The organism is Synechocystis salina LEGE 00031, from assembly GCF_015207985.1.
In the GTDB taxonomy this organism is placed as follows: Bacteria; Cyanobacteriota; Cyanobacteriia; order Cyanobacteriales; family Microcystaceae; genus Synechocystis; species Synechocystis salina.
Map to the genome: position 1 here is coordinate 45,850 of NZ_JADEVV010000010.1, position 20,855 is coordinate 66,704.

Annotated in this window: 14 protein-coding genes; 3 read left to right on the forward strand and 11 right to left on the reverse strand. The window is 49.6% G+C overall.

The window, feature by feature from the left end; genetic code table 11:
• Positions 1 to 105: 105 nt before the first annotated feature.
• The gene (gene trxA / locus IQ217_RS05145) at positions 106 to 429 is read right to left on the reverse strand and encodes a thioredoxin (RefSeq protein WP_010873851.1); all 324 of its coding nucleotides are present in this window, start codon (positions 427 to 429) and stop codon (positions 106 to 108) included.
• A 363-nt stretch (positions 430 to 792) separates the two neighbouring features.
• Here trxA and IQ217_RS05150 point away from each other — a divergent pair, with 363 nt between their 5' ends.
• Positions 793 to 2,019, forward strand: coding sequence for a BaiN/RdsA family NAD(P)/FAD-dependent oxidoreductase (locus IQ217_RS05150; RefSeq protein WP_194019151.1), 1,227 nt, complete (start codon positions 793 to 795; stop codon positions 2,017 to 2,019).
• A gap of 75 nt (positions 2,020 to 2,094) precedes the next feature.
• Entirely contained in the window at positions 2,095 to 3,516 is a 1,422-nt protein-coding gene (gene pyk, locus IQ217_RS05155) for a pyruvate kinase (RefSeq protein WP_194019152.1), read from the forward strand.
• A 112-nt stretch (positions 3,517 to 3,628) separates the two neighbouring features.
• Here the strand turns inward: pyk and IQ217_RS05160 are convergent, their stop codons facing one another.
• The 3 genes from IQ217_RS05160 to IQ217_RS05170 form a co-directional block, all read right to left on the reverse strand.
• On the reverse strand, positions 3,629 to 4,477 hold the full coding sequence (locus tag IQ217_RS05160; RefSeq protein WP_194019153.1) for a hypothetical protein: 849 nt from the start codon (positions 4,475 to 4,477) through the stop codon (positions 3,629 to 3,631).
• Positions 4,478 to 4,827: 350 nt separating this feature from the next.
• A complete protein-coding gene (locus tag IQ217_RS05165) occupies positions 4,828 to 5,628 on the reverse strand; it encodes an extracellular solute-binding protein (RefSeq protein WP_194019154.1) in 801 nt (266 codons plus the stop codon).
• 83 nt (positions 5,629 to 5,711) lie between these two features.
• Positions 5,712 to 6,416: a cupin domain-containing protein gene (locus IQ217_RS05170; protein ID WP_194019155.1), complete on the reverse strand. Its 705-nt coding sequence runs from the start codon at positions 6,414 to 6,416 to the stop codon at positions 5,712 to 5,714.
• 348 nt (positions 6,417 to 6,764) lie between these two features.
• On the opposite strand from IQ217_RS05170, the gene IQ217_RS05175 reads away from it, so the two are divergent.
• Positions 6,765 to 7,217, forward strand: coding sequence for a hypothetical protein (locus IQ217_RS05175; protein WP_194019156.1), 453 nt, complete (start codon positions 6,765 to 6,767; stop codon positions 7,215 to 7,217).
• A gap of 5 nt (positions 7,218 to 7,222) precedes the next feature.
• On the opposite strand, the gene IQ217_RS05180 is transcribed toward IQ217_RS05175, so the two are convergent.
• The 7 genes from IQ217_RS05180 to rpoB all read right to left on the reverse strand — a co-directional run bounded on the left by IQ217_RS05180 (position 7,223) and on the right by rpoB (position 20,774).
• A complete protein-coding gene (locus IQ217_RS05180; protein WP_190596230.1) occupies positions 7,223 to 7,462 on the reverse strand; it encodes a 2Fe-2S iron-sulfur cluster-binding protein in 240 nt (79 codons plus the stop codon).
• Positions 7,434 to 8,477 (reverse strand): amidohydrolase family protein, encoded by a 1,044-nt coding sequence (locus tag IQ217_RS05185; protein WP_228024151.1) that lies wholly within the window; start codon positions 8,475 to 8,477, stop codon positions 7,434 to 7,436. The genes IQ217_RS05180 and IQ217_RS05185 overlap by 29 nt, the downstream gene beginning before the upstream one ends.
• Positions 8,477 to 9,994, reverse strand: coding sequence for a cobyric acid synthase CobQ (cobQ, locus tag IQ217_RS05190; protein WP_194019158.1), 1,518 nt, complete (start codon positions 9,992 to 9,994; stop codon positions 8,477 to 8,479). Before cobQ ends, IQ217_RS05185 begins: the two co-directional genes overlap by 1 nt.
• Before the next feature lie 217 nt (positions 9,995 to 10,211).
• The gene (locus tag IQ217_RS05195) at positions 10,212 to 10,448 is read right to left on the reverse strand and encodes a hypothetical protein (protein ID WP_190596236.1); all 237 of its coding nucleotides are present in this window, start codon (positions 10,446 to 10,448) and stop codon (positions 10,212 to 10,214) included.
• Between the two features lie 372 nt (positions 10,449 to 10,820).
• Complete coding sequence (locus IQ217_RS05200; RefSeq protein ID WP_228025693.1) at positions 10,821 to 12,911, reverse strand: ComEC/Rec2 family competence protein; 2,091 nt, start codon at positions 12,909 to 12,911, stop codon at positions 10,821 to 10,823.
• A 477-nt stretch (positions 12,912 to 13,388) separates the two neighbouring features.
• Complete coding sequence (locus tag IQ217_RS05205) at positions 13,389 to 17,342, reverse strand: DNA-directed RNA polymerase subunit beta'' (RefSeq protein WP_194019160.1); 3,954 nt, start codon at positions 17,340 to 17,342, stop codon at positions 13,389 to 13,391.
• A gap of 123 nt (positions 17,343 to 17,465) precedes the next feature.
• Positions 17,466 to 20,774 carry a DNA-directed RNA polymerase subunit beta gene (rpoB, locus tag IQ217_RS05210; protein ID WP_190596244.1) on the reverse strand — a complete coding sequence of 1,103 codons (3,309 nt, stop codon included), beginning with the start codon at positions 20,772 to 20,774 and terminating at the stop codon, positions 17,466 to 17,468.
• Positions 20,775 to 20,855 lie beyond the last annotated feature (81 nt).

The window sequence follows — 20,855 nt, forward strand, 5'->3', positions numbered from 1 at the left end:
GTGGTTGTTATTTTTCCTCCAGGGCGAAAAACGAACAAAAAAGACCGTGTCCTAGGGAGGGGCACGATCCGGAGGGAAACCGTCACAAAGCAGGGAGACCAGCGCTTAAAGGTATTTTTCTAGGGTGCTGGCAAGGGTTGTTTTGGGCACGGCTCCCACCACCATGTCCACTCTCTGACCCCCTTTGAAAATCATTAGGGTGGGAATACTGCGGATGCCATACTGACTAGCGGTATTGGGGTTTTCGTCGGTGTTCAACTTAACGACTTTGACCTTGCCTTCGTACTGTTGTGAGATTTCATCAACGACGGGGGCCACCATGCGACAAGGGCCACACCAGGGAGCCCAAAAGTCTACGAGCACGGGTAACTCGCTGTCTAATACATCCTCTTTGAAACTTGCGTCGGAAACTTGAGGGGTAGCACTCATACTGGAAATCCTTTTAAACCTCGTGATGGGCTGATTAGAATACTACCATAACCAATTGTTGACCTCTGTATGGAAAAATATCGTGAAACTTAGAATTTGTTCATCTTTTGTCACAGTTGGCGTCACACTTCCCTCCATGGTGAGCAGATAAGAAGAAACCGCCCGAACATCATCCAGGCGGAGTGTGGTGTGAGGAGTGAACGGAAACTTACGTCTCCGCCCTCTTCATTGTACAGGCTGGGACGGGGGTCTTAGGGGTTTCGCCGGTGGGGAGTTCCGTATTTGTTAAGTTTTTTAAAGGGATTTTTGGGTCTATCGGATCTATTTTCTGGGGAAACCCGGGTCTAAAGGTTAATCAGAACTATGCCAAGAACTGTAATTGTGGTGGGGGGAGGAGCAGCCGGCTTTTTTGGGGCAATTAATTGTGCAAGAAATCTACCGGAGGGCAGAGTAATTTTATTGGAGGCGGGGTCAAAATTCCTGGCGAAAGTCCGTATTTCTGGAGGGGGTCGTTGTAATGTGACCCACCATTGTTTTGACCCAACGCAATTAGTGCAAAATTATCCCCGAGGGGGGAAGGCGTTACGGGGAGCGTTCAGTCGTTTTCAACCCCAACAAACGATCGCCTGGTTTGGGGCGGAGGGGGTGCAACTGAAAACGGAAGCAGATGGCCGAATGTTTCCCGTTACCGATGACTCGGCCACCATTGTGGATTGTTTATTATCGGCAGCACGGCGATCAGGAGTGGAACTAAGAACAAGGTCGCCGGTACAGGGAGTGGCCAAACAGGGGGAGAAATTCCAAGTGTTGCTGAAGACGGGGGAAACAATTAACGGCGATCGCCTCTTGTTGGCCACGGGCAGTAATCCTTTGGGCTATCGCTGGGCGGAACAATTGGGACATACAATCGAGGCCCCGGTACCCTCTTTATTCACCTTTAATGTTCCCGATGCCCCGTTGACCGACCTCGCCGGAGTCAGTGTGGAAAAGGCCCTAGTGAGTTTGTCGCCAAAGTTTAAAGGAACCTATTGCCAAGCAGGCCCGGTGTTGATTACCCATTGGGGGCTGAGCGGTCCGGCGGTGCTGAAATTATCTGCCTGGGGAGCAAGGCAATTGCAGGCGTCAAGCTATGACCATCCCCTTTGGCTCAACTGGTTACCGGGAGTTAACCCCCAGGAATCCATGGCCCAATGGCAACAGACAAAGCAAAACCATCCCCGCAAACAAATTGCTAATTTTAGCCCCACAGCCCTTCCCAAACGACTCTGGCAGAGATTAACGGCCCAGGCGGGGATTAAACCGGGGCAATGCTGGGCCGATTTTTCCAAAGTTCAGGAACAACAACTAACGGATAATATCCACCGCTACCACTGTCAGATCAAAGGCAAAGGGGTGTTCAAAGAGGAATTTGTTACCTGTGGGGGTATTACCCTCAAGGAAGTGGATTTTAAAACCATGGCCAGCCGTTGTTGCCTAGGTTTACATTTTGCCGGGGAAATCCTCGACGTAGATGGTATTACCGGCGGTTTTAATTTTCAAAATGCCTGGACTACAGCTTGGTTGGCAGCCCAAGGGATGGCGGCTCCATAACATTCCCTTAATTCCCCCTCCGTAAGTTGGACTAAAATTCCAGTGCCAGCCCAGATTAACCCCCGGTGAAGTTTTATGAGACCCCTAAGTCATCGCACCAAGATTGTGGCCACCATTGGCCCTGCCAGTAGTTCGGTGGAGGTGATACGTCAGATGGTGGATGCGGGCATGAATGTGGCCCGGCTCAATTTTTCCCACGGTAGCTACGAGGACCACGCCACCATGGTCAAAATGCTGCGATCGGTGGAGCAGGAAATGGATACTCCCATTACTCTTTTGCAGGATTTACAGGGACCCAAAATTCGCATTGGTCAGTTGCCAGGGGGAGAAAAACAACTGCGGGAAGGGGAAAAAATCTGTTTGGTGCCGGTGGAAGTTGTCGATCGCCATGGTGAGGCGGTGGGCATAGACTATCCCCATTTAGCGACGGAGGCCCGGGTGGGGGAAAGAATATTGTTAGATGATGGTTTGCTGGAAATGAAAGTGGTGGCGATTGAAGATCCGGAGGTAATTTGTGAAGTGGTGACGGGGGGCGTCCTCAAAAGTCGCAAAGGCGTCAATCTACCGGGGTTAGTGTTAACCCTACCTTCCATGACCGCCAAAGATAAGCAGGACCTGGAATTTGGCCTAAGCCAAGGCATTGATTGGGTTTCCCTTAGTTTTGTCCGTAAGGGGGAAGATATCCACAACCTCAAACAATTTCTGGCCGAACGGGGCCATCCTGACCTGCCGGTCATTGCCAAAATCGAAAAACCCCAGGCGATCGAAAATCTGGAAGAAATTGTGGCAGTTTCCAACGGCATTATGGTGGCCCGAGGCGATCTAGGGGTGGAAGTAAACCCAGAAAAAGTGCCCCGCCTGCAAAAGGAAATCATCCGGCGTTGTAACGTGCGGGCAATTCCGGTCATTACCGCCACCCAAATGCTAGACAGCATGATTCATAATTCCCGACCCACCAGGGCAGAAGCCAGTGACGTGGCCAACGCTATCTTGGATGGTACCGATGCGGTGATGTTATCCGGGGAATCGGCAGTGGGACAATATCCTGTTAAATCAGTGCAAATGTTGCGTAAAATTGCCGAAGAAACGGAGTTGGGTCTCCATCTTGCCAACAATCCACCAATCGAAAATACGGAAACCCATGCCCTAAGTGAAGCGTTGGTAGTCATCGACGAAATCTTAGACTTGAAATATATTGTTACCTTCACCACCTCTGGTTTTACTTCTCTGCTGGCTTCCAATCAACGGCCATCGGTGCCGGTTATTGCCTTTACCCCCTCAGAAAAGGTTTACCATAGCCTCAACTTAGTTTGGGGTATTATTCCCTTTTTAATTGACGAAGAATTCGACACCTTTGAAGACTTAATCCAACAGGCGGAGGTACTATTAAAGGATCGAAAAATGGTGCAAAAGGGCGATCAGTTGTTGATTATGGCGGGAATTCCGACAAAAATTCCCAGGGGCACTAATTTTCTTAAGATCCATCGTATTTCTTAAATTATGTCTAACATTCAGGCTGAGGCGCTGATGGTAGCGGCAAATGCAGATGAGAAAGGTTTTTGAATCCCATGCGAAAGCTAATCAAGATAAAGTTTCACCCCAATTTTCTTTAATGTTCATGAAATTGCTCTAACCAGTGCCGTTCGGAGGGGATGAAAATGCCGGTATCTTGAGCAAAAATTGCTTCCGTCCCCCGCAAATGTGAATCGAGAAATTCATAGGTTGTGCTCAATCCGTTGTTTTGCCAAAGACAATTGTAAATGTTAGTAGCTATTGGTTTAGAAATGCCGTAGTAATTGGCCAGGCTTTCAATCGATTCTTGGTAATTATTTTGTATTCTCTTGATCATTGCGTAGTAGTCAGTCGTAAAGCTTTGCAATAACTGATGATACTCATAGTCATGCCAAAAAGTTTTATTTGTGTTGGCAACTACCCCCTGATAATCGCCCAGAAATGTTTGAAACTCCGGATCACGATGAATATTTAGTTGATAGGAAAATGGCGGATTGAGGAGAGTAACATCCAGTGAATTATCTCTCAACGCTTCATAGCGAATATTTGTTGCCCCTGCTTTGATGAATAATAACTTGCCATAGTCTTCGGGAGAATATCGATGGCGCAAAAATAAGCGTAGGGCCCTGGCGTAACCTGAATCTGTGTCAATGCCAATGCGATTTTTATTAGTTTGTAGATCAATTTCACCACATAAATCCAACATACCGCCATGGATAGGAAGAATTGCCAGAATGTCAGAGTATTGTTCCTCCAAAGCAATTGAGAGTGTATCGTCATAGGACATCAAAATAATATGGGCCAGATTTTGTTTTAAATCCTGATGGGCCTCATCTGCATTTTTGACATATTTGATATCCAAATTAATGCTGGTCTGACTTTGTAAAGTTGTTAATAAAAAAGCCGAAATATCCTTAAACGCAGAGATTTTAAGGTTTTTATTCATAGAGTTTATATCGAAAATTTAATCAGTTAATTTGACCAAAAAAGAGAGAAATTTAAATAAATTTAAGTTGATCGTGTCAGCTATGGTATTCCTTGATATAAAATAGTTAAAAAATTTTCTAAAGTAACAAAAATTGCTGGAAATTTAGTCACCGAACAAATGTTTTCTCTATAATCTTTCAAAATTTTAATCAAAGAATCTAGAGAATGTTTAAAAAATTTAGAGCAATGAATTTATTTCTTTTAATACCCTAATAAAAGAGTATTTGACTCAAATTCTCCCATTGCCAAGGAAGGTTAGAAGGAATTTAACTCCGACAACTCAACTTCTCAAACAAAATCTTAAACGTTTTACTTTGACCAGCCTTCCGAACGAAATATCGCTTCTGCTTCTTCAGTTTGCAGAAAATCAATAAATAGCTCCGCCCCTGGATCAGCCTTGGCGTTGGTGACAACATTTAAATCTCGGTAAATAACTCGATCAGGAGAAAGTTCAACCCATTCAGCTTCTTCGGGATGGTTAATGGGCCAATCTTTCCAGGTTATCCACGCGTCTGCGTTCATCTCTTTAAATGCTTGAAAGCTAGCGCCACTGCCCTTAGCAAAAGCAATAATATTGCGACGGAAAGCTTTGATATCATCAAGGGAACCTGTGCGACCGGCAATATCTTCCCATACGCCAGTGCCTGAAGTGTTGTAAACACCCGCTCCTTCGGTGACAACAATTTTCATACCGGGACGGAGTAAATCATCAAAGCCCCTGATGTTTTTAGGATTACCTTTACGAACGGCAATCACCGATGTGGCCAGATAAATCGGTTCCACATCATTGCTATTGAATTCTTTATAGGTTTCCAAAAAGGCAGTCATTGATTGCTCCGAAGTGCCCCAAATTATGTCTGCATCACGCTGGGCATTCTGAGACCATTGACTTTCTGGTCCAAACTGCACATCCACAGGAATACCCGTTTTTGCAGTGAAGAGTTTACCGGCCCGGATAATGGCGGTGTGTGGTCCTCCGGCACCATATAGTCTAACGACGCCATCCTTTGGTTGATAGTCGCTATCGGCGATCGGATTGGCAAATGTTGCGCCACGGAGCATACAAGCGAAAAATAATAACAATCCCAGGGAAGTTGTTTTCCGGTTCATGGTAGTCGAATTATTCCGTAATTAATAATAAAAAGTGAAGCGAAATTGTATTTGAATTAACGTTGGTTTAGTGACGAGATTAACTAAGGATTTTTATTGATCATAATCAATAGATCATGATCAGTATTGCCCTTTGGTAGATCATAGCCAAGAATTGACTCCATTAAAGGATTATTAATGGCGACCATCGAATCTAGAACTTCAAAAGTTTTGAAATTTGCCGGAAATAAGAAAATGAAAGTGGCTGTTTCATTACCAACGGTTTCAGACCAATGGGTCCAGCCTGAAGGAATAAAAACGAGATTGCCTGATTCTAAATTTTGCTCAAATACTTTGCCTTTAGGATCAATCAAAACTGTTTTTGCCTTACCTGAGATCAAAATTTGTTCTTCCCAAGTGTCATGCCAATGGGGGGTGCGAGCCGCACCTGGCTTTATTTCCACCCTAGCAGTGTCATTTTCAGCAACGGGAAAGTTCTTTTTTCTACAGTAGGAAATAGTTCCGGCTTTGTATTTATAAACTTCCACTTCTCTTGGTTCACAGATAAACTGAGTTTCACCCATTTCCCTGGCCATAGGATTGTTAGCTAATTGTGTCCCATCTTCAATCTTGATTGGCGCTATTTTTGGGGCTTCTAATCCAGTTGCTACTTTGTTATTTTCCTTGGTGCTCTGACTTAAGACAGGATTAGAGGAAAAAATTATTTGAATTAACAAAAATAAAGCTAATGAAATAACTACTATCCAGGGAAAGCTTTTTTTATTGACGAGATTAATTTTTATTTTCACAATCAACTATGGAGTAAATTTTAGACCAGACAAAAACCATAGATATGTCGTCATTAGCTCTCTGGGTAAGATGATTTCATGCACAGTTGTTTTAAACCATAGTTTTTTGTGGCGGCCATTGTCTTAAGTTGTCAACTACGGCGGAGTGGACGGTGACATGGCGGAGAAAAAGGGCAATTAACCTCGTTTTAGGGAGTTAAAAGTCCTTGATCCGAATACTATGCCAATTATCGCAGCAATTGACCCAATATATTGATTCAGTCAGGGTAAACAAAGTTTACACGCCCACAGTGGCTATTTTTCCAAGGGCAGTATACTGGGGATTAATTTTTGAAAAACAGCAAGGTCATGTCATTATTCCCCATTTTTACCGCCCTATTGAGCATTTCGCCCACCGCCATTGAACAAGCTCCTGTCATTTTTGAGACCCGACCTTTTATTGTCAGCCAGGCCAATGCGGCGGATATTTTAGTAAAGCTCCCCAGGCCCCAGGGCAGTCCGAACAATGTGGGTAGTATGTTTATGGCCAATGCCTATGGACAACAGGGATTAAATTTCCAAACTAAAGATAAACCAGCCCCCACGGTTAAGTTCTACCAAGATGCCCTCACTAAACTGGGTTATGAGGAAAGAACCATTAATGCTACCCAGGGAGACTGGGGCTTTAGCATTGTGTTTGATACCCCCGCCGGGCTAACTTTGACCCCAAAAGATGCGGAAAAATCAGTAGTGCTGGTCATTCAGGGAACGATGCTTGGCCCTGACACCATCAACCTTAATCTGCGGTTTGAAGAAATTTAAGTGGATTACCAAGTGGGGTCATCATAGAGATTGATCTCTAATTCGTTTACCCCCACTGGTACCGCACTGATGCAAGCGCAAATGGGAGTGCCGTCCCCCAATTCCACCTCACAGGCATGGCAGGAACCCATCAAGCATCCGGTGGGGATGAAAATTCCAGCCCTTTCTGCCACATCTAAAATAGGTTCCCCTGCCCTGGCCATCACAGTCACATCATCAGGTAGAAAGCGTATCGTTACTGCCATTGGTAATTCCTAATCTAAATAGTTTTTCAGCATTTGTTTGGTAGATTTTGTGTCTTTCCTGATCAGAAATTGGTGCATTATCCAAGAAAGAAACAGCTTCTTCAACCGACTCATATGGATAATCGGCGGCGAAGAGTACGGCATCGGCTCCCAGTACGTCTAGCACATGACGCAGAGCAGGTGGGGAACAAACCCCACTGGTGGTGATGACAAAATGATCTTTGAAGTATTCGCTAGGCAGACGAGGCATTTTAGGCACTGCGCCAATTTCTACCTGCAGTGAATAACGGTTATCTATCCTTTGTAACCAGTACGGTAATCCTTCCCCCATATGGCCCAAAATAATTTTTAATTTCGGGAACTGATCAAATACGCCGCCCATAATGAGGCGCAAACCGTGGGTTGCAGTTTCAACGGTAAATCCCCAGCCCGCAAAATAGAGTCCATAGTCCAGGAAGGGAGAAATCATCTCTGGAGAAGGGGTGCGAGGATGAAGATAAATGGGGGCATTGTTGGCTTCGGCAGCGGCAAAAATTTCCCAATAATTCTTGTCATCGAGATATTTTCCGCCAGTGTGGGAATTAATTAATACACCGCACAACCCAAGTTTCTGTATAGCTCGCTCAATTTCCATTGCGGCGGCTTGGGGGCATTGGGGGGCCACTGCTGCTAGTCCGGCAAAACGATCAGGATAATTTTTGACAGCTTCACTTAACTGATCATTAGCCTGACGGGCAAGGGTTATGGCCAACTCAGGCTCAAATACCTGTACACCTGGGGAAGTAATGGAAATAACTTGTATATCAATGCCAGTGGCATCCATATAAGCAATGCGTCCAGCGCCGAGGTGTATTAGCCGCTCGTGGATAATTCTTGTGCCAGGACTGTTCGCTAGAATCGTTTCGCCCATTTTGCGAAAACCCGGTTCGTTCTTTGCCCCCTTGGCAAGAACCTTAGTCCACTCGTCAGCAATCTCCTGGGTGACAAAAGCCTCTTCTACAGCAATTCGTTTCATCATCCTAAAAAACTATTAACTAAAGTGTCTGAATTTTCCCCTGGGAATGACGGCAAAATCGGATTGAGGTTGACATGGGTTTCGACAAAATCCGCTAATGAATTTAACATAGCTTCCCGTTGTTCTTGATAATTGCCAATGGCAGTTGGTAATGGTCCCAAGCCCCGTCGTTGCCGTAGATTATTTAACCAACACCGTCGCCAGGTACCGTTATCGAATAGGCCGTGGAGGTAGCAGCCCCAGAGGTTTTGTTGCCCATTAACCATGCCCAGCTCTTCTTGGTCAAACAGGGGCAGAAAGTCTTGGCTGTGCTCCGATCGCCGACTGATGCCCTGGTGGATTTCGTAGCCAGTGACCCTTAAACCTGGTTGGGGAGCGTAGCTGATGGTTTCCTGTTGGCGGGTAATTTTTTCTTGGGTGATGACGGTGGTCAGGGGGAAGAGCCCCAACCCTTGGCAGTTAGTGAGACTGCCTTCGATATTTTCTGGATCGGCAATGGTTTGCCCCAGCATTTGATAGCCGCCGCAAATGCCCATCACAGTGCCACCGGCTTGGACGTAGGCCATAATTTGCTGACTCATGCCACTGTTTTGTAACGCTTGCAAATCGGCGATCGTGGTTTTACTGCCGGGAATAATTACGGCGTCGGGGTTGCCCAACTGTTTTTCTAGGGGAAGATAATCGACATAAACACCGGATTCTGCCTCCAACGGCTCAAAATCGGTGAAGTTGGCGATGCGGGGCAAGCGGAGTACTACTATGCGAATATCTTCTGGGCTGGGGCGACCACTTCTTTCCAGTAAATCGAGGGAATCCTCCGCTGAGAAAAGATTTTGCCCATAGGGAATGACTCCTAACACGGGAATACCTGTATATTCTTCTAGCCAAGTAATGCCACTGTCTAAGAGGGAACGCTGGCCGCGAAATTTATTGATGACGATGCCTTTGATTAATTTTCTTTCCTCTGGTTCTAGCAGTTGCAAAGTCCCCACTACATGGGCAAACACACCGCCCCGGTCAATGTCGGCAATAAGAATGGTGGCGGCCTGGAGATGCTTGGCCACCCGCATATTGGTTAAGTCCCGGTGTTTAAGGTTAATTTCCGCTGGACTGCCGGCCCCTTCACACACCACGACGTCAAAATCCTGGGCTAAAATTTCCAACGAATCGGCGATCGCCTGCCAGCCCCGGTCAAAGTAATTTTGGTAATATTCCTGGGCCCTGGTTGTGCCTACGGCCTTACCCAATATGATCACCTGGGAAGTCATATCCCCCTGGGGTTTGAGCAAAATGGGATTCATGGCCACCCTGGGAACAGTCCCGGCGGCCCAGGCTTGCACTGCTTGGGCGTGGCCCATTTCCCCGCCATCAACGGTGACAAAGGCATTGAGGGCCATATTTTGTCCTTTAAAGGGGGTGACCCGATAACCCCGACGATGGAGCAGACGACACAGACCGGTGGTTAAAAAGGATTTCCCGGCATGGGACGTGGTACCAACCACCATAATTGCTTTCATAGCCAAATTTTGCTGAGGTCTGATGAGGGATTAACCGGAGTATGCCAACTCTGGTGGGAATTCCATTGTATTATCCCCCTCTCGGTCATCCGTTGTTACACCCAGCGTTTTGGCTTTGTGTTGTTATGGCTGAGTTTATGTTTGAAAAATCCCCATTGCCATGGCATTCAGGTTTGGGAATCACAACTTCAATAACGGGTCATTGGAGTCTGTCCCATCAGGCAAAAGATGGTTCGAGTTCCAATTCACAAGCTTTAACCTGCTGGCGTGACACAATCCGCATTTGGTGGGGATAGCGTGGCCTTGGATCCCCCACTAGCCAAATGGGTGGGACCATACTGGTTTCGTAACAGTCAATTTGATATAAAACCCCCGGTTCGGATTTGAGTTCTACTATTGTCCCCGGCAAATACTCAAACATTTCATCCCAGTCAATGGGAGATGTGGTATTCATCAGCGGTCCTCCATATTGCTCAAAAGGTTTTATGCCTCTCCGACTTAGGAACGGTTGGGAAGAAACGGTGTTGGGTTCTAGACCCTGTGGCCACAAGGGTGACAAAATGCCAGGCAATTTCCCCAGGATTCTTGTTACCAAGCAAAGTCGAGAAGAATAAAATGAATAAATTCTGTATCGACTTTAACAAAATCGAGCAATATTGGCATAAAGCACGGAGCTAAGTTCACAAATCGTGACATTGGGAAGTAAGGACGATGGAATGGGTCAGGCAACAACATTGACTGGCTTGGGCTTTTCATTCCAAAAGAGGGAAATAGCGGCGATCGCCGGGATTAGTAGAAGGAAAGTTGACTTTTCTCAAAGCATAGTTCACAAATCAAGGGCAGAGTTAAAGCCCTGACGGGGATTCCATTGGATAGCGCCCGGTCCGGTTACCCACAATTGACCCCGGTATTTTGCCACTGTTTGCCTCAAATCTTTGCTGACATAGGGCGCAATGGCGATCGCCGTGGGAGGTCGTAAACTATCCAGCCAAATGTAGGGAAAAAACTGGCCAACCCAGATGATGGTTTGGGGTCGTTGATCCAGCGGTAATTGCAATGGAGCTTGGTTGGTTGGGGGCACTTGCAGAAAAATCCACCAGCGTTGTTGACCAAATTCCAGTTGCAAAATTGCTGGGTTGATTTCTACCCAACTTAGATGGGGGCAGGAAGGCGGCAGCGGTTGACCGACCATGGCGGGAGTTATGGTTAATTGACAATCAACTTGGCTAATTCCTTTTTGGGCCAGGAAAGGAGCCAGTAATCTGGCCGTGGACTGATCTTCCGCTTGGGTGATGGTTGTGACCGTGCCGGGGGCCTGGGTCACAATGACAGGAAATTTTTTACTAGCAAAAATGGTCAACTCCACCCTAGTTTGCAGGGCAAAAATGAGGGGCAAAATGATTATTGCGAGCAAAAATACCGTAACCCAGCCCCAACGCCGTCGCCACCAGGGAAAGGCCCAGATCAAACCAAAAGCAGCGTAGATTATGACCACTTGTCCCAGCCCCACTTCCCCCACCGCCACCGTGGGCAATTGTTGAAATTGAGCGGCGATCGCCATTAACCAACGGGCGGGGAAAGCTAGCAACCAAGCAGTGGCACTACCCAGGGGCGGAAAAATGAGGGCGAACAGAGCACTGATCATTCCTCCCAAGCTTAACAGGGCCAGCAAGGGCGTGATCAGAATATTCAGGGGTAAGGCAGCGGGGATAAAATAGCCAAACTGTTGCAAAAGAATGGGCGTAGTCCAAATACTGGCCGCTAGGGGCACCGCTATCACCGCGGCAATTTTTCCCGGCAAAAAGTCCAGCCGTTGTTGCAAAGCCGGCACCATCACCACAATGCCCAAAGTGGCCAAAAAACTGAGTTGAAAACCCAAAGCTTGGCTCCAGATGGGATTAACCAATAGCATCCCTGTGGCAATGAGCAACAATGCCCCCACAGTGTTTAATTTTTGGCCGCTGGCTAGGGCCGCCATCACCCCCACCCAGAGCAAACTAGCTCGGATCACTGATGGTTCCAGCCCCGTTAAACCCAGATAAAATGCCAAGGTAATCAACCCAACGGCGATCGCTAATTTGGAACTGACACCGGCCTTTCTGCCCAGGAGTAATACGGTGCCCACCAGCAGGGAAACTTGATAGCCAGAAGCGGCCAGGAAATGGGAAAGCCCCACCGCTTGGAAAAGATTGCGTAATTCCGTGGGCAAATTAACCGCTTTCGCTCCCAGCACAATAGAACTAATCAGCAAGCCGGGCCATTTTCCTTGCCCTTGGGCTGGTAACCAGGCGGTCTGGGCATTGACAATCCTTTGCCGTAGGGGATTGAGACCACAAAACTTTTCCCCCACCAGCGTCGCCGTTTCCCCCCTTAACCCAGCAAAAATACCCTGACGGGCCAGATATTGGGCAAAATTAAACGCCTCTGGATTCTGGGGAGCACTGGGACGGTATAGCAAACCGGTGACTCGTATTTGCTGACATTGTTGCCAGGGTTTTTCCGCCATGGGTAGGGTCAGGTACACGGTGCCAGAACGGGGCCGGAATTCTTGTTCCGGTGGTCGTTGCCACTGCTCTATCTGGAGCCAAAATTGTTGTTGACCTGGGGCATTTTCCCTACCCCCCGCTGTTAAAGTGCCGATCGCCGTGATGGTCTGAAAACTTTTGGCCGGAGGATCTAGCAGACGGCTAATGTCATTCACCCCCGGCTGGGGAGTGCGCCAAAGGGCGTAATAACTGGCCAGCAAAGCAATCATGCCCGCCAGCAACCACTGCCATCTAGTCGGCCCCCGTCGCCAAACTAGGGGCATAAACATAACGGTGATCGCCGTAGCCAGAAACCACAACACCGCTAGGGCAGCCCCCTTCTGGAGATTAAACCAGTCCACATCTAGCCCTGCCCCCAATAATCCGAGCATAAAACTGAGACAAATCAGGACCAGGGGATGGAAACACATCAGTTTAACTCCATGTCAATTTTTCCAAAATCTTCCTGACGAGGGGAAGCAAAGGGAAACAATTTTTACAGCGGTTACGATATCTAAGGGGCACAGCAAAACCTTTGCCGAATAAGCGTTATGACTGTTTTTTTTGTGTCAGGTTGATTCGGAATTTGCCGTATGCCTGTTTGTACAGTCTTGTTTTGCCCCCTAAATCTCCTCACTAAAGCTCCGGCAATACTGGGGGACTTTGCGTCTGTTTCCCCCCAAATTTGGGGGGTGGGGGGTCAGGGGGGCTTTTCAAACACGTTCTTAGGAAATTGGCATCCGTACTAAAGCATAGCAGTCCGCAAAAAAATAATCCCCTCCCGGAGAAGGGGAAGGGATACTAATTAGCTAGAAAGATAAAGATGGGGATGCTAAACGTTTTTAAGCTCAAAGAATCAGGGATTATCCTTAATCCTCATCGTCTTCAAAATCGTCGTCGTCATCCATGTCGAAATCATCCTCATCGGTATCGTAGGTTTCTTCAAACTCTTCGTCATCCCGACTGAGTTGAGTGCCCGCATAGGCCCGGGCCCTGGTGTCGTCCAACAGGTCGTCATCGGCTTCAACTTTTTTGGTTTTCACCTTGGATGCACTAGCTTTTTTCTTTGCCGTGGGTAATTCAATCGGCTCAATCATATAACCTTGGATATCATCCTGGGTTTCCACTAGTCCCAGAATTTCCTCGTGGCTACTGAACCCCGTACCCGCAGGAATGAGCCGACCAATGATCACGTTTTCCTTCAGGCCCCGCAGCCAATCGGATTTACCCTCGATCGCCGCTTCGGTGAGGACCCTGGTGGTCTCTTGGAAGGAAGCCGCACTAATGAAGCTATCGGTATTCAAAGAAGCTTTGGTGATACCCAACAACACGGGGGTATAGCGGGCCGGAGCACTACCGGTGATGCCCATGGCCTCGTTGACCTGTTCCACCTGGCGCAGTTCCACCAGTTCCCCTGGGAGCATAGTGGTGTCTCCTCCGTCATCAATGCGGACTTTGGCCGTCATCTGCCGGACAATTACCTCAATGTGCTTATCGGAAATATCCACCCCTTGGGATTGGTAAACCGTTTGCACTTCATTGACGAGGAATTTTTGCGCCGCTTGGAGGCCCCTGAGGGCCGCTTGGTAACAACCGTCCTTGTCCACGTAGTAACTGAAAAACACGTCCAGAATTTCGTGGGGATTGTTGTAACCATCGGTGAGGGGGTGCCCCACATCAATGCGTTGGCCATCGGTAACCATGGCGTTTTGCCCCGGCAAGAGGGGATATTCGCTCACGGTGCCATCGTCTTCCAACACTTTGATATCGACACTTTCATCTTCGAGGTATTCCACTTGGCAGACCCCAGGGGCGCGAGCAAGGATGCAGGCCTCCTTGGGCTTCCGAGCTTCCAAAAGTTCCTCAATCCGGGGTAAACCCTGGACAATATCTCCAGTCTTGGCTCGCTCGAACACCAGCAGTACGAGGTTATCGCCCCGTTGCACTAGGTCTCCATCTTCAATGTGGAGCACTGCCCCAGGGGAAACCCGATAGGGCCGAGCCCGCCGTAGAACTAATTGATAGTTGTCTCCTTTACCGTTAATTTCCAGTACTTTACCGGACTCTTCTAGTTTGACGCCGGGCACCAATTCCTGTCCTGCCACCAACAGTTGTCCTGGTTTGACTTCCGGGGCACTGGGTAGATCCATCACTAGGCGATCGGCTTCCCGTTCCAGTAACACCCGACGGATGGATTCCTGTCCTTCTTTGATACCCCGGACAATGCCCGCTTCCTTACATTGAATTTCAGTCCGGGCCACCACCGCTCCCGGAGGAATTTGGTCGCCGTCCTGCACCAATAAACGGGTTTTGGAAGCGCCACCGAGGGGATCGGACTCCTGGTCCCGCCGCAGTACCAAGGATTCTAGAATCACCAACTGTAAACGCTGGCAATCTTCCTCTTCGTCATCTTGCAGTTCAATATCGGCGGAAAGGTGGGAAATACCTTCATTGCCACTGCCATAAATCTCCAACACCAACTGGGTGCTGAGCAGGGGAGCCCCTTCGACGGATTTCACCCGATCGCCATCTTTGTAGAACAGGCGCTGAACAGAGCGCAATTCAATTTGGCGACCCCCTTCTTCGTTTTGGGAACCCTGGGAGGGGGCGGCGGGCTCATCAAACACTTTGTACTCTTCCACTGGCCGCAGCAGTAAACCATTGCCTTCGGGGCTTTCAATCCACTCCGCTTGGCTGAGGGTGCTAACGGTGACACCGGGGAAAACATCCTGCCCTGGTTGGAGCAATTGGCCGGTTTCAATTTTCACCGAACCGGGGTCTACATCTTGGTAAAAATCACCGGGTTTGATGATAATTTCCCGCAGAATATCGTTTTTCTGCACCACTTCGACGATGCCGCTGGATTGACAGAAAATGTCTTTGACTACTTCCGTGCCTGCTTCCACATACTGGCCATCTTCCACAATTAACAGGGAAATATCCTTGTTGATTTCGTGGGTTTCTTCGGGAATCCAGAGCAGGGTGCCACCTTTGGTGACTTCGTAGCCCTGTTTGCGGCCGCCCTTGGCCACTTCCACCCCGGCGTAGCGAATCATGCCCCCGGTGGTGGTGCGGTAGCGGTCATCGATTAATTCCGCCACAATGCTGTGGTTCTGCACTTTGGTACCAGGAGCGGCCTTGAGCAGGAAACGTTGTTTATCAGCGGTGTAAATTACGTACTGTTCCCGGCCACCACTGCTTTCTAGCTTCACCTGGGCTTGGTCCAGGAGCACGGAGGCGGTGATGATTTCAATTTCCCGGTTACTCACCAGGCGCACCACCCCGCCATCGTTGGTGACCAGTTTGGTTTCGGCCATGATGCTGCCGACTTCCACCTGCTCGTCGTTTTTCACCACCGGTTCCGCTCCGGGCGGTAAGTTATACACTTCCCCGGAGAGAATCCACACCAGACCACCCCGTTGGGCAATGCGGGTGGTATTCCCCTGGCGATCGGTTTTTTCCTCTGGCACCAGGCGATCAAACAACACTTCCCCAGCCAAATCCCCGGCCACGTCCTTGGTGGCCCGCTCCGTGGAACGTTGGGTTTTGGAGAGGGAGATTTCCGTCATCAACTGGCTGGCCGTCACCGTTTGCCCGTCCTGCACAAACAGTAGGGAACCGGGGGTGAGGGAGTAGGTCTGGCTGGCGGCCTTTTTCCCTTCCCCTTTCCAGATCAAATCCCCGGCTATTTCCACCTGTTCCGCATCTTCCCCGTGGCGGGTACGGACTTTACGGGTGCTTAAACCCTTGCCCCATTTAACTGTGCCGTTTTCGGGAGCCTTTTCTTGGCGGGCCACTTCCCCGGTGAATACCCCCCCAGTGTGGAAAGTCCGCATGGTCAACTGGGTACCAGGTTCCCCAATGGATTGGGCGGCGATAATTCCCACCGCTTCCCCTAAGTCAACTTTGTGACCATGGGCCAGGCTCCAGCCGTAGCAGTTTTGACAAACAGACCGGGCCGCTTCACAGGTCAACGGCGATCGGACGTAAACTTCATCGGTGACAGCGGCGATGCGGTTAGCTAACGCTTCATCAATTTCCTGGTTACGCTCTGCAATGACATTCCCTTCGCCATCCACCACATCCTTAGCCAACAAACGACCAAACAGGCGATCGGCTAAGCTGATTTTGACCTGGTCCCCATCGGTCATGGCCGTCACCCGCAGACTGCGCTCGGTGCCACAGTCCTGTTCCCGCACAATTACATCCTGGGATACGTCCACCAAACGCCGGGTGAGATAGCCAGAGTCCGCCGTCCGGAGAGCCGTGTCCACCAGACCTTTACGGGCACCGTAGGAAGAAATTACATACTCAGTAACGGTCAGCCCCTCCCGGAAATTGGTCTTAATGGGCAAGTCAATAATTTCCCCCTGGGGATCGGCCATCAAACCCCGCATTCCCACCAACTGACGCACCTGGCTCATGTTCCCCCGGGCACCGGAGAAAGCCATCATGTACACGGAGTTGAGAGGGTCGGTTTTACGGAAGTTAACCACCACCTGGTCTTTCAATTCTTCTGAAGTACTGTTCCAAGTATCAATTACCTTTTGGAACCGTTCCACTTCGGTGATTTCTCCCCGGGCATACCGTTCCTCCGTGGTGCGAATTTCCTTTTCCGCCGCCTCCAACATCTGTTTTTTCTCTGGAGGAATTGTCAGATCATCTACACTAATAGAAACCCCCGCTTTGGTGGCAAAACGAAACCCCAGTTCCTTCAGTTCATCGGCCAACTGGGAACAGCGAGCAGAGCCGTAACGACGGTAGGCAAGGGCAATGAGTTTTTTCAGGCGGCCTTTGTCGATGGTGTAGTTATAGAAGGTCATTTTTTCAGTTACTCAGTTATCAGGGAGCAGTTAGCAGATATCAGGTATCAGGAAGCAGGTATCAGGAAGCAGTTGGCAGGGGGTAAGACACTGTTCACTGTTTCCTGTGCTCCGATCGCCGTTCTAGACTTCTTCTTCTTCCAAATCCTCTTCGGTGTGGAGGGACTCGTAGGTGGGGCGATTGGGGGCCCGACGCTGGCTGTCGATCATTAAATCCACCTCTGCGTCAGCGCTTTCACCATCTTCAGACAGTTGTACCTTGTGGGCAGCAATGTCCAAGCCGAGGGATTGCAGTTCCCGCATTAACACCTTGAAGGATTCTGGTGTACCGGGGCGGGGAATACTCTTTCCTTTAACAATGGCGTTGAGGGCTTCATTGCGGCCCTGCATATCATCCGATTTAACGGTGAGTAGTTCCTGCAAAATGTAGGCAGCGCCATAGGCTTCCAGGGCCCACACTTCCATTTCTCCGAACCGTTGTCCCCCCTGTTGAGCTTTACCCCCCAAAGGCTGTTGGGTAACCAAGGAGTAGGGCCCCGTGGAACGGGCGTGGATTTTATCGTCCACCAAATGCACCAGTTTGAGCATATAGGCTTGGCCCACCGTAATGGGACGGTCGAAGGGCTCTCCGGTACGACCATCGAACACTTGAATTTTGCCAGGATGGTCTTGGTTAAAGACCCAGTCCTTGTTGGGGCGCTGGGACGCTTCTTCCAACAGGCCATGGACCGTATCCCGGGATGCTTCTTCCCCATACATTTCGTCAAAGGGGGTAATTTTGAAGCGTACACCAAGGTTTTCCCCGGCCCATCCCAGCATGCACTCAAATACCTGACCCACATTCATCCGGGAAGGAACCCCCAGGGGATTGAGGGCAATGTCGATGGGACGACCATCCGGGAGGTAGGGCATATCTTCAATGGGCAAAATGCGGGAAATAATCCCCTTATTGCCGTGGCGACCGGCCATTTTGTCCCCCACTTGGATTTTTCGTTTTTGGGCAACGTAAATCCGCACCACCATATTGGCGCCGGGGGGCAATTCGTCCCCTTTCTCCCTGGTGAACACCCGCACATCCACTACCCGTCCTTTTTCGCCGTTGGGTACCCGCAGGGAGTTATCCCGCACATCCCGGGCTTTTTCACCAAAGATAGCCCGTAGTAGTTTTTCTTCTGGAGGTTGGTCTGCTTCCCCTTTGGGCGTGACTTTACCCACCAAGATGTCGCCGGATTCCACCCAGGCACCGATGCGGATAATGCCATGCTCATCAAGGTTGCGGAGGGCATCTTCCCCCACATTGGGTATTTCCCTGGTAATTTCCTCTGGGCCTAGTTTGGTTTGGCGGGCTTCAATTTCAAATTTTTCGATGTGAATACTAGTGTAAACATCGTCATAGACCAGTCGTTCACTGATCAGAATGGCGTCCTCGTAGTTGTAACCTTCCCAGGGCATATAGGCCACAAGAATGTTTTGTCCCAGGGCCAATTCTCCCCCTTCCGTGGCGGAACCGTCCGCTAGCACTTGCCCGGGCACCACATCCTCTCCGGCATAGACCAGAGGCCGCTGGTTCAAGCAGGTGTCCTGGTTAGACCGTTGGTATTTTTGGATCGGGTAGACAATTTCGTCCCCTTTCTCAGCGGGGTTATCGGGGGAGTGGGGCTGTACCCGGATTTCCGTGGCATCCACATAGGTGACAATGCCATGGGTGCGGGAAACAATCACCATGCCGGAGTCCCGCGCAGCCTGGGCTTCCAAGCCAGTCCCCACCAAGGGCCGTTCAGGACGTAACAGGGGCACTGCTTGCCGCTGCATGTTGGACCCCATCAGGGCCCGGTTAGCATCGTCGTGCTCCAGGAAAGGAATCATGGAGGTGGCAACGGAAATAATTTGCACCGGGGAGACGGCCACGTAGTCCACCTGTTCTGGACTGGTAGTGGAAAATTCCTGGCGGTAGCGAATGGGTACGGATTCGCCAATGATATTGCCCTCTTCGTCCGTGGGGATATCTCCGGGGGCCACCCGCATGTCATCTTCTTCGTCGGCGGTGAGGTAAACGGGGTCTAAATCTTTCCTGACCCGACCGCTCTCCACCCGAAAATAGGGGGTTTCGATGAAACCATAATCATTGACCCGGGCGCAGGTGGCGAGGGAACCAATCAAGCCGGCGTTGGGACCTTCCGGAGTTTCCACTGGACAAATACGACCATGGTGGGAAGGGTGAATATCCCGCACGGCAAACCCGGCCCGCTCCCTGGTTAGGCCTCCAGGGCCCAAGGCGGAAATCCGGCGCTTGTGGGTCAACTCCGCCAGGGGATTAGTTTGGTCCATGAACTGGGAGAGTTGGGAGGAACCAAAAAATTCTTTGATGGCCGCCACTAGGGGTTTGGGATTGACCAGGGAAGCGGGAGTGAGGGCATCGGATTCGCTGACGGTCATGCGCTCCCGAATAATACGCTCTAGGCGATTTAAGCCCACCCGGATTTGGTTTTGCAGCAACTCTCCAACGGAGCGTACTCGACGATTACCCAAGTGGTCGATGTCGTCGGTGGTGCCAACGTCAAATTCCAGGTTAATGAGATAGTTAATGGCGGCGAGGATATCCTGGGGAGTGAGCACCCGGGTGGTGTCCGCCTCATTGAGTCGGAGTTTTTTGTTGAGTTTGTAGCGCCCTACTCGGCCTAGGTCATACCGTTTGGGGTCGAAGAAGCGGGACTCCAATAACTGCTGACCACCACTGACGGTGGGGGGTTCACCGGGGCGGAGTTTTTTGTAGAGTTCCACCAGGGCTTCTTCTTCGGTGGGATTGCCTTCTTTGTCGAGGGTTTTTTGGAAAAATTCTGGGTGGCTGAGGGAGTCGAGAATTTCGTTATCGCTCAGACCGATCGCCTTTAGTAGGACTTGGGCGGAAAGCTTGCGAGTTTTGTCAATGCGGACATAGACCAGCCCGTTTTTGTCGGTTTCAAATTTGAGCCAGGCCCCCCGGTTGGGAATCAGGGAAGCGGAATAGGTACGGCGACCGTTTTTATCCAGTTCCTTTTTGTAGTAAACCCCAGGCGAGCGCACAATTTGGTTAACGATGACCCGCTCGGCACCGTTAATAATGAAGGTACCCCGTTCCGTCATCAGGGGCAGATCGCCAATAAATACTTCTTGCTCCTTAATTTCCCCGGTTTCCTTGTTGATCAGACGGGTGGGTACATACATTTGCACCGAATAACTGGCATCCCGTCGCTTGGATTCATCAACGTCGTACTTGGGCTGTTTGAGCTTGTAATCTTTGCCCAAAAAGTGGAGTTCTAGCTTGCCCGTATAGTCAGAAATCGGTGAAAAACTATTCAATTCCTCGATTAAACCTTCCTCCAAAAACCAGTGGAAACTAGCGTGTTGGATTTCGATTAAATCGGGCAACATCGTGGTGGCAAGGTTAGTCATGGTGGCTCAGAAGTCTCCGGAAAATTGCGGTGGTTGGGGTCAGGGACGGCCGGGGGGAGGTTACCGGGGGGGCGATGCCCT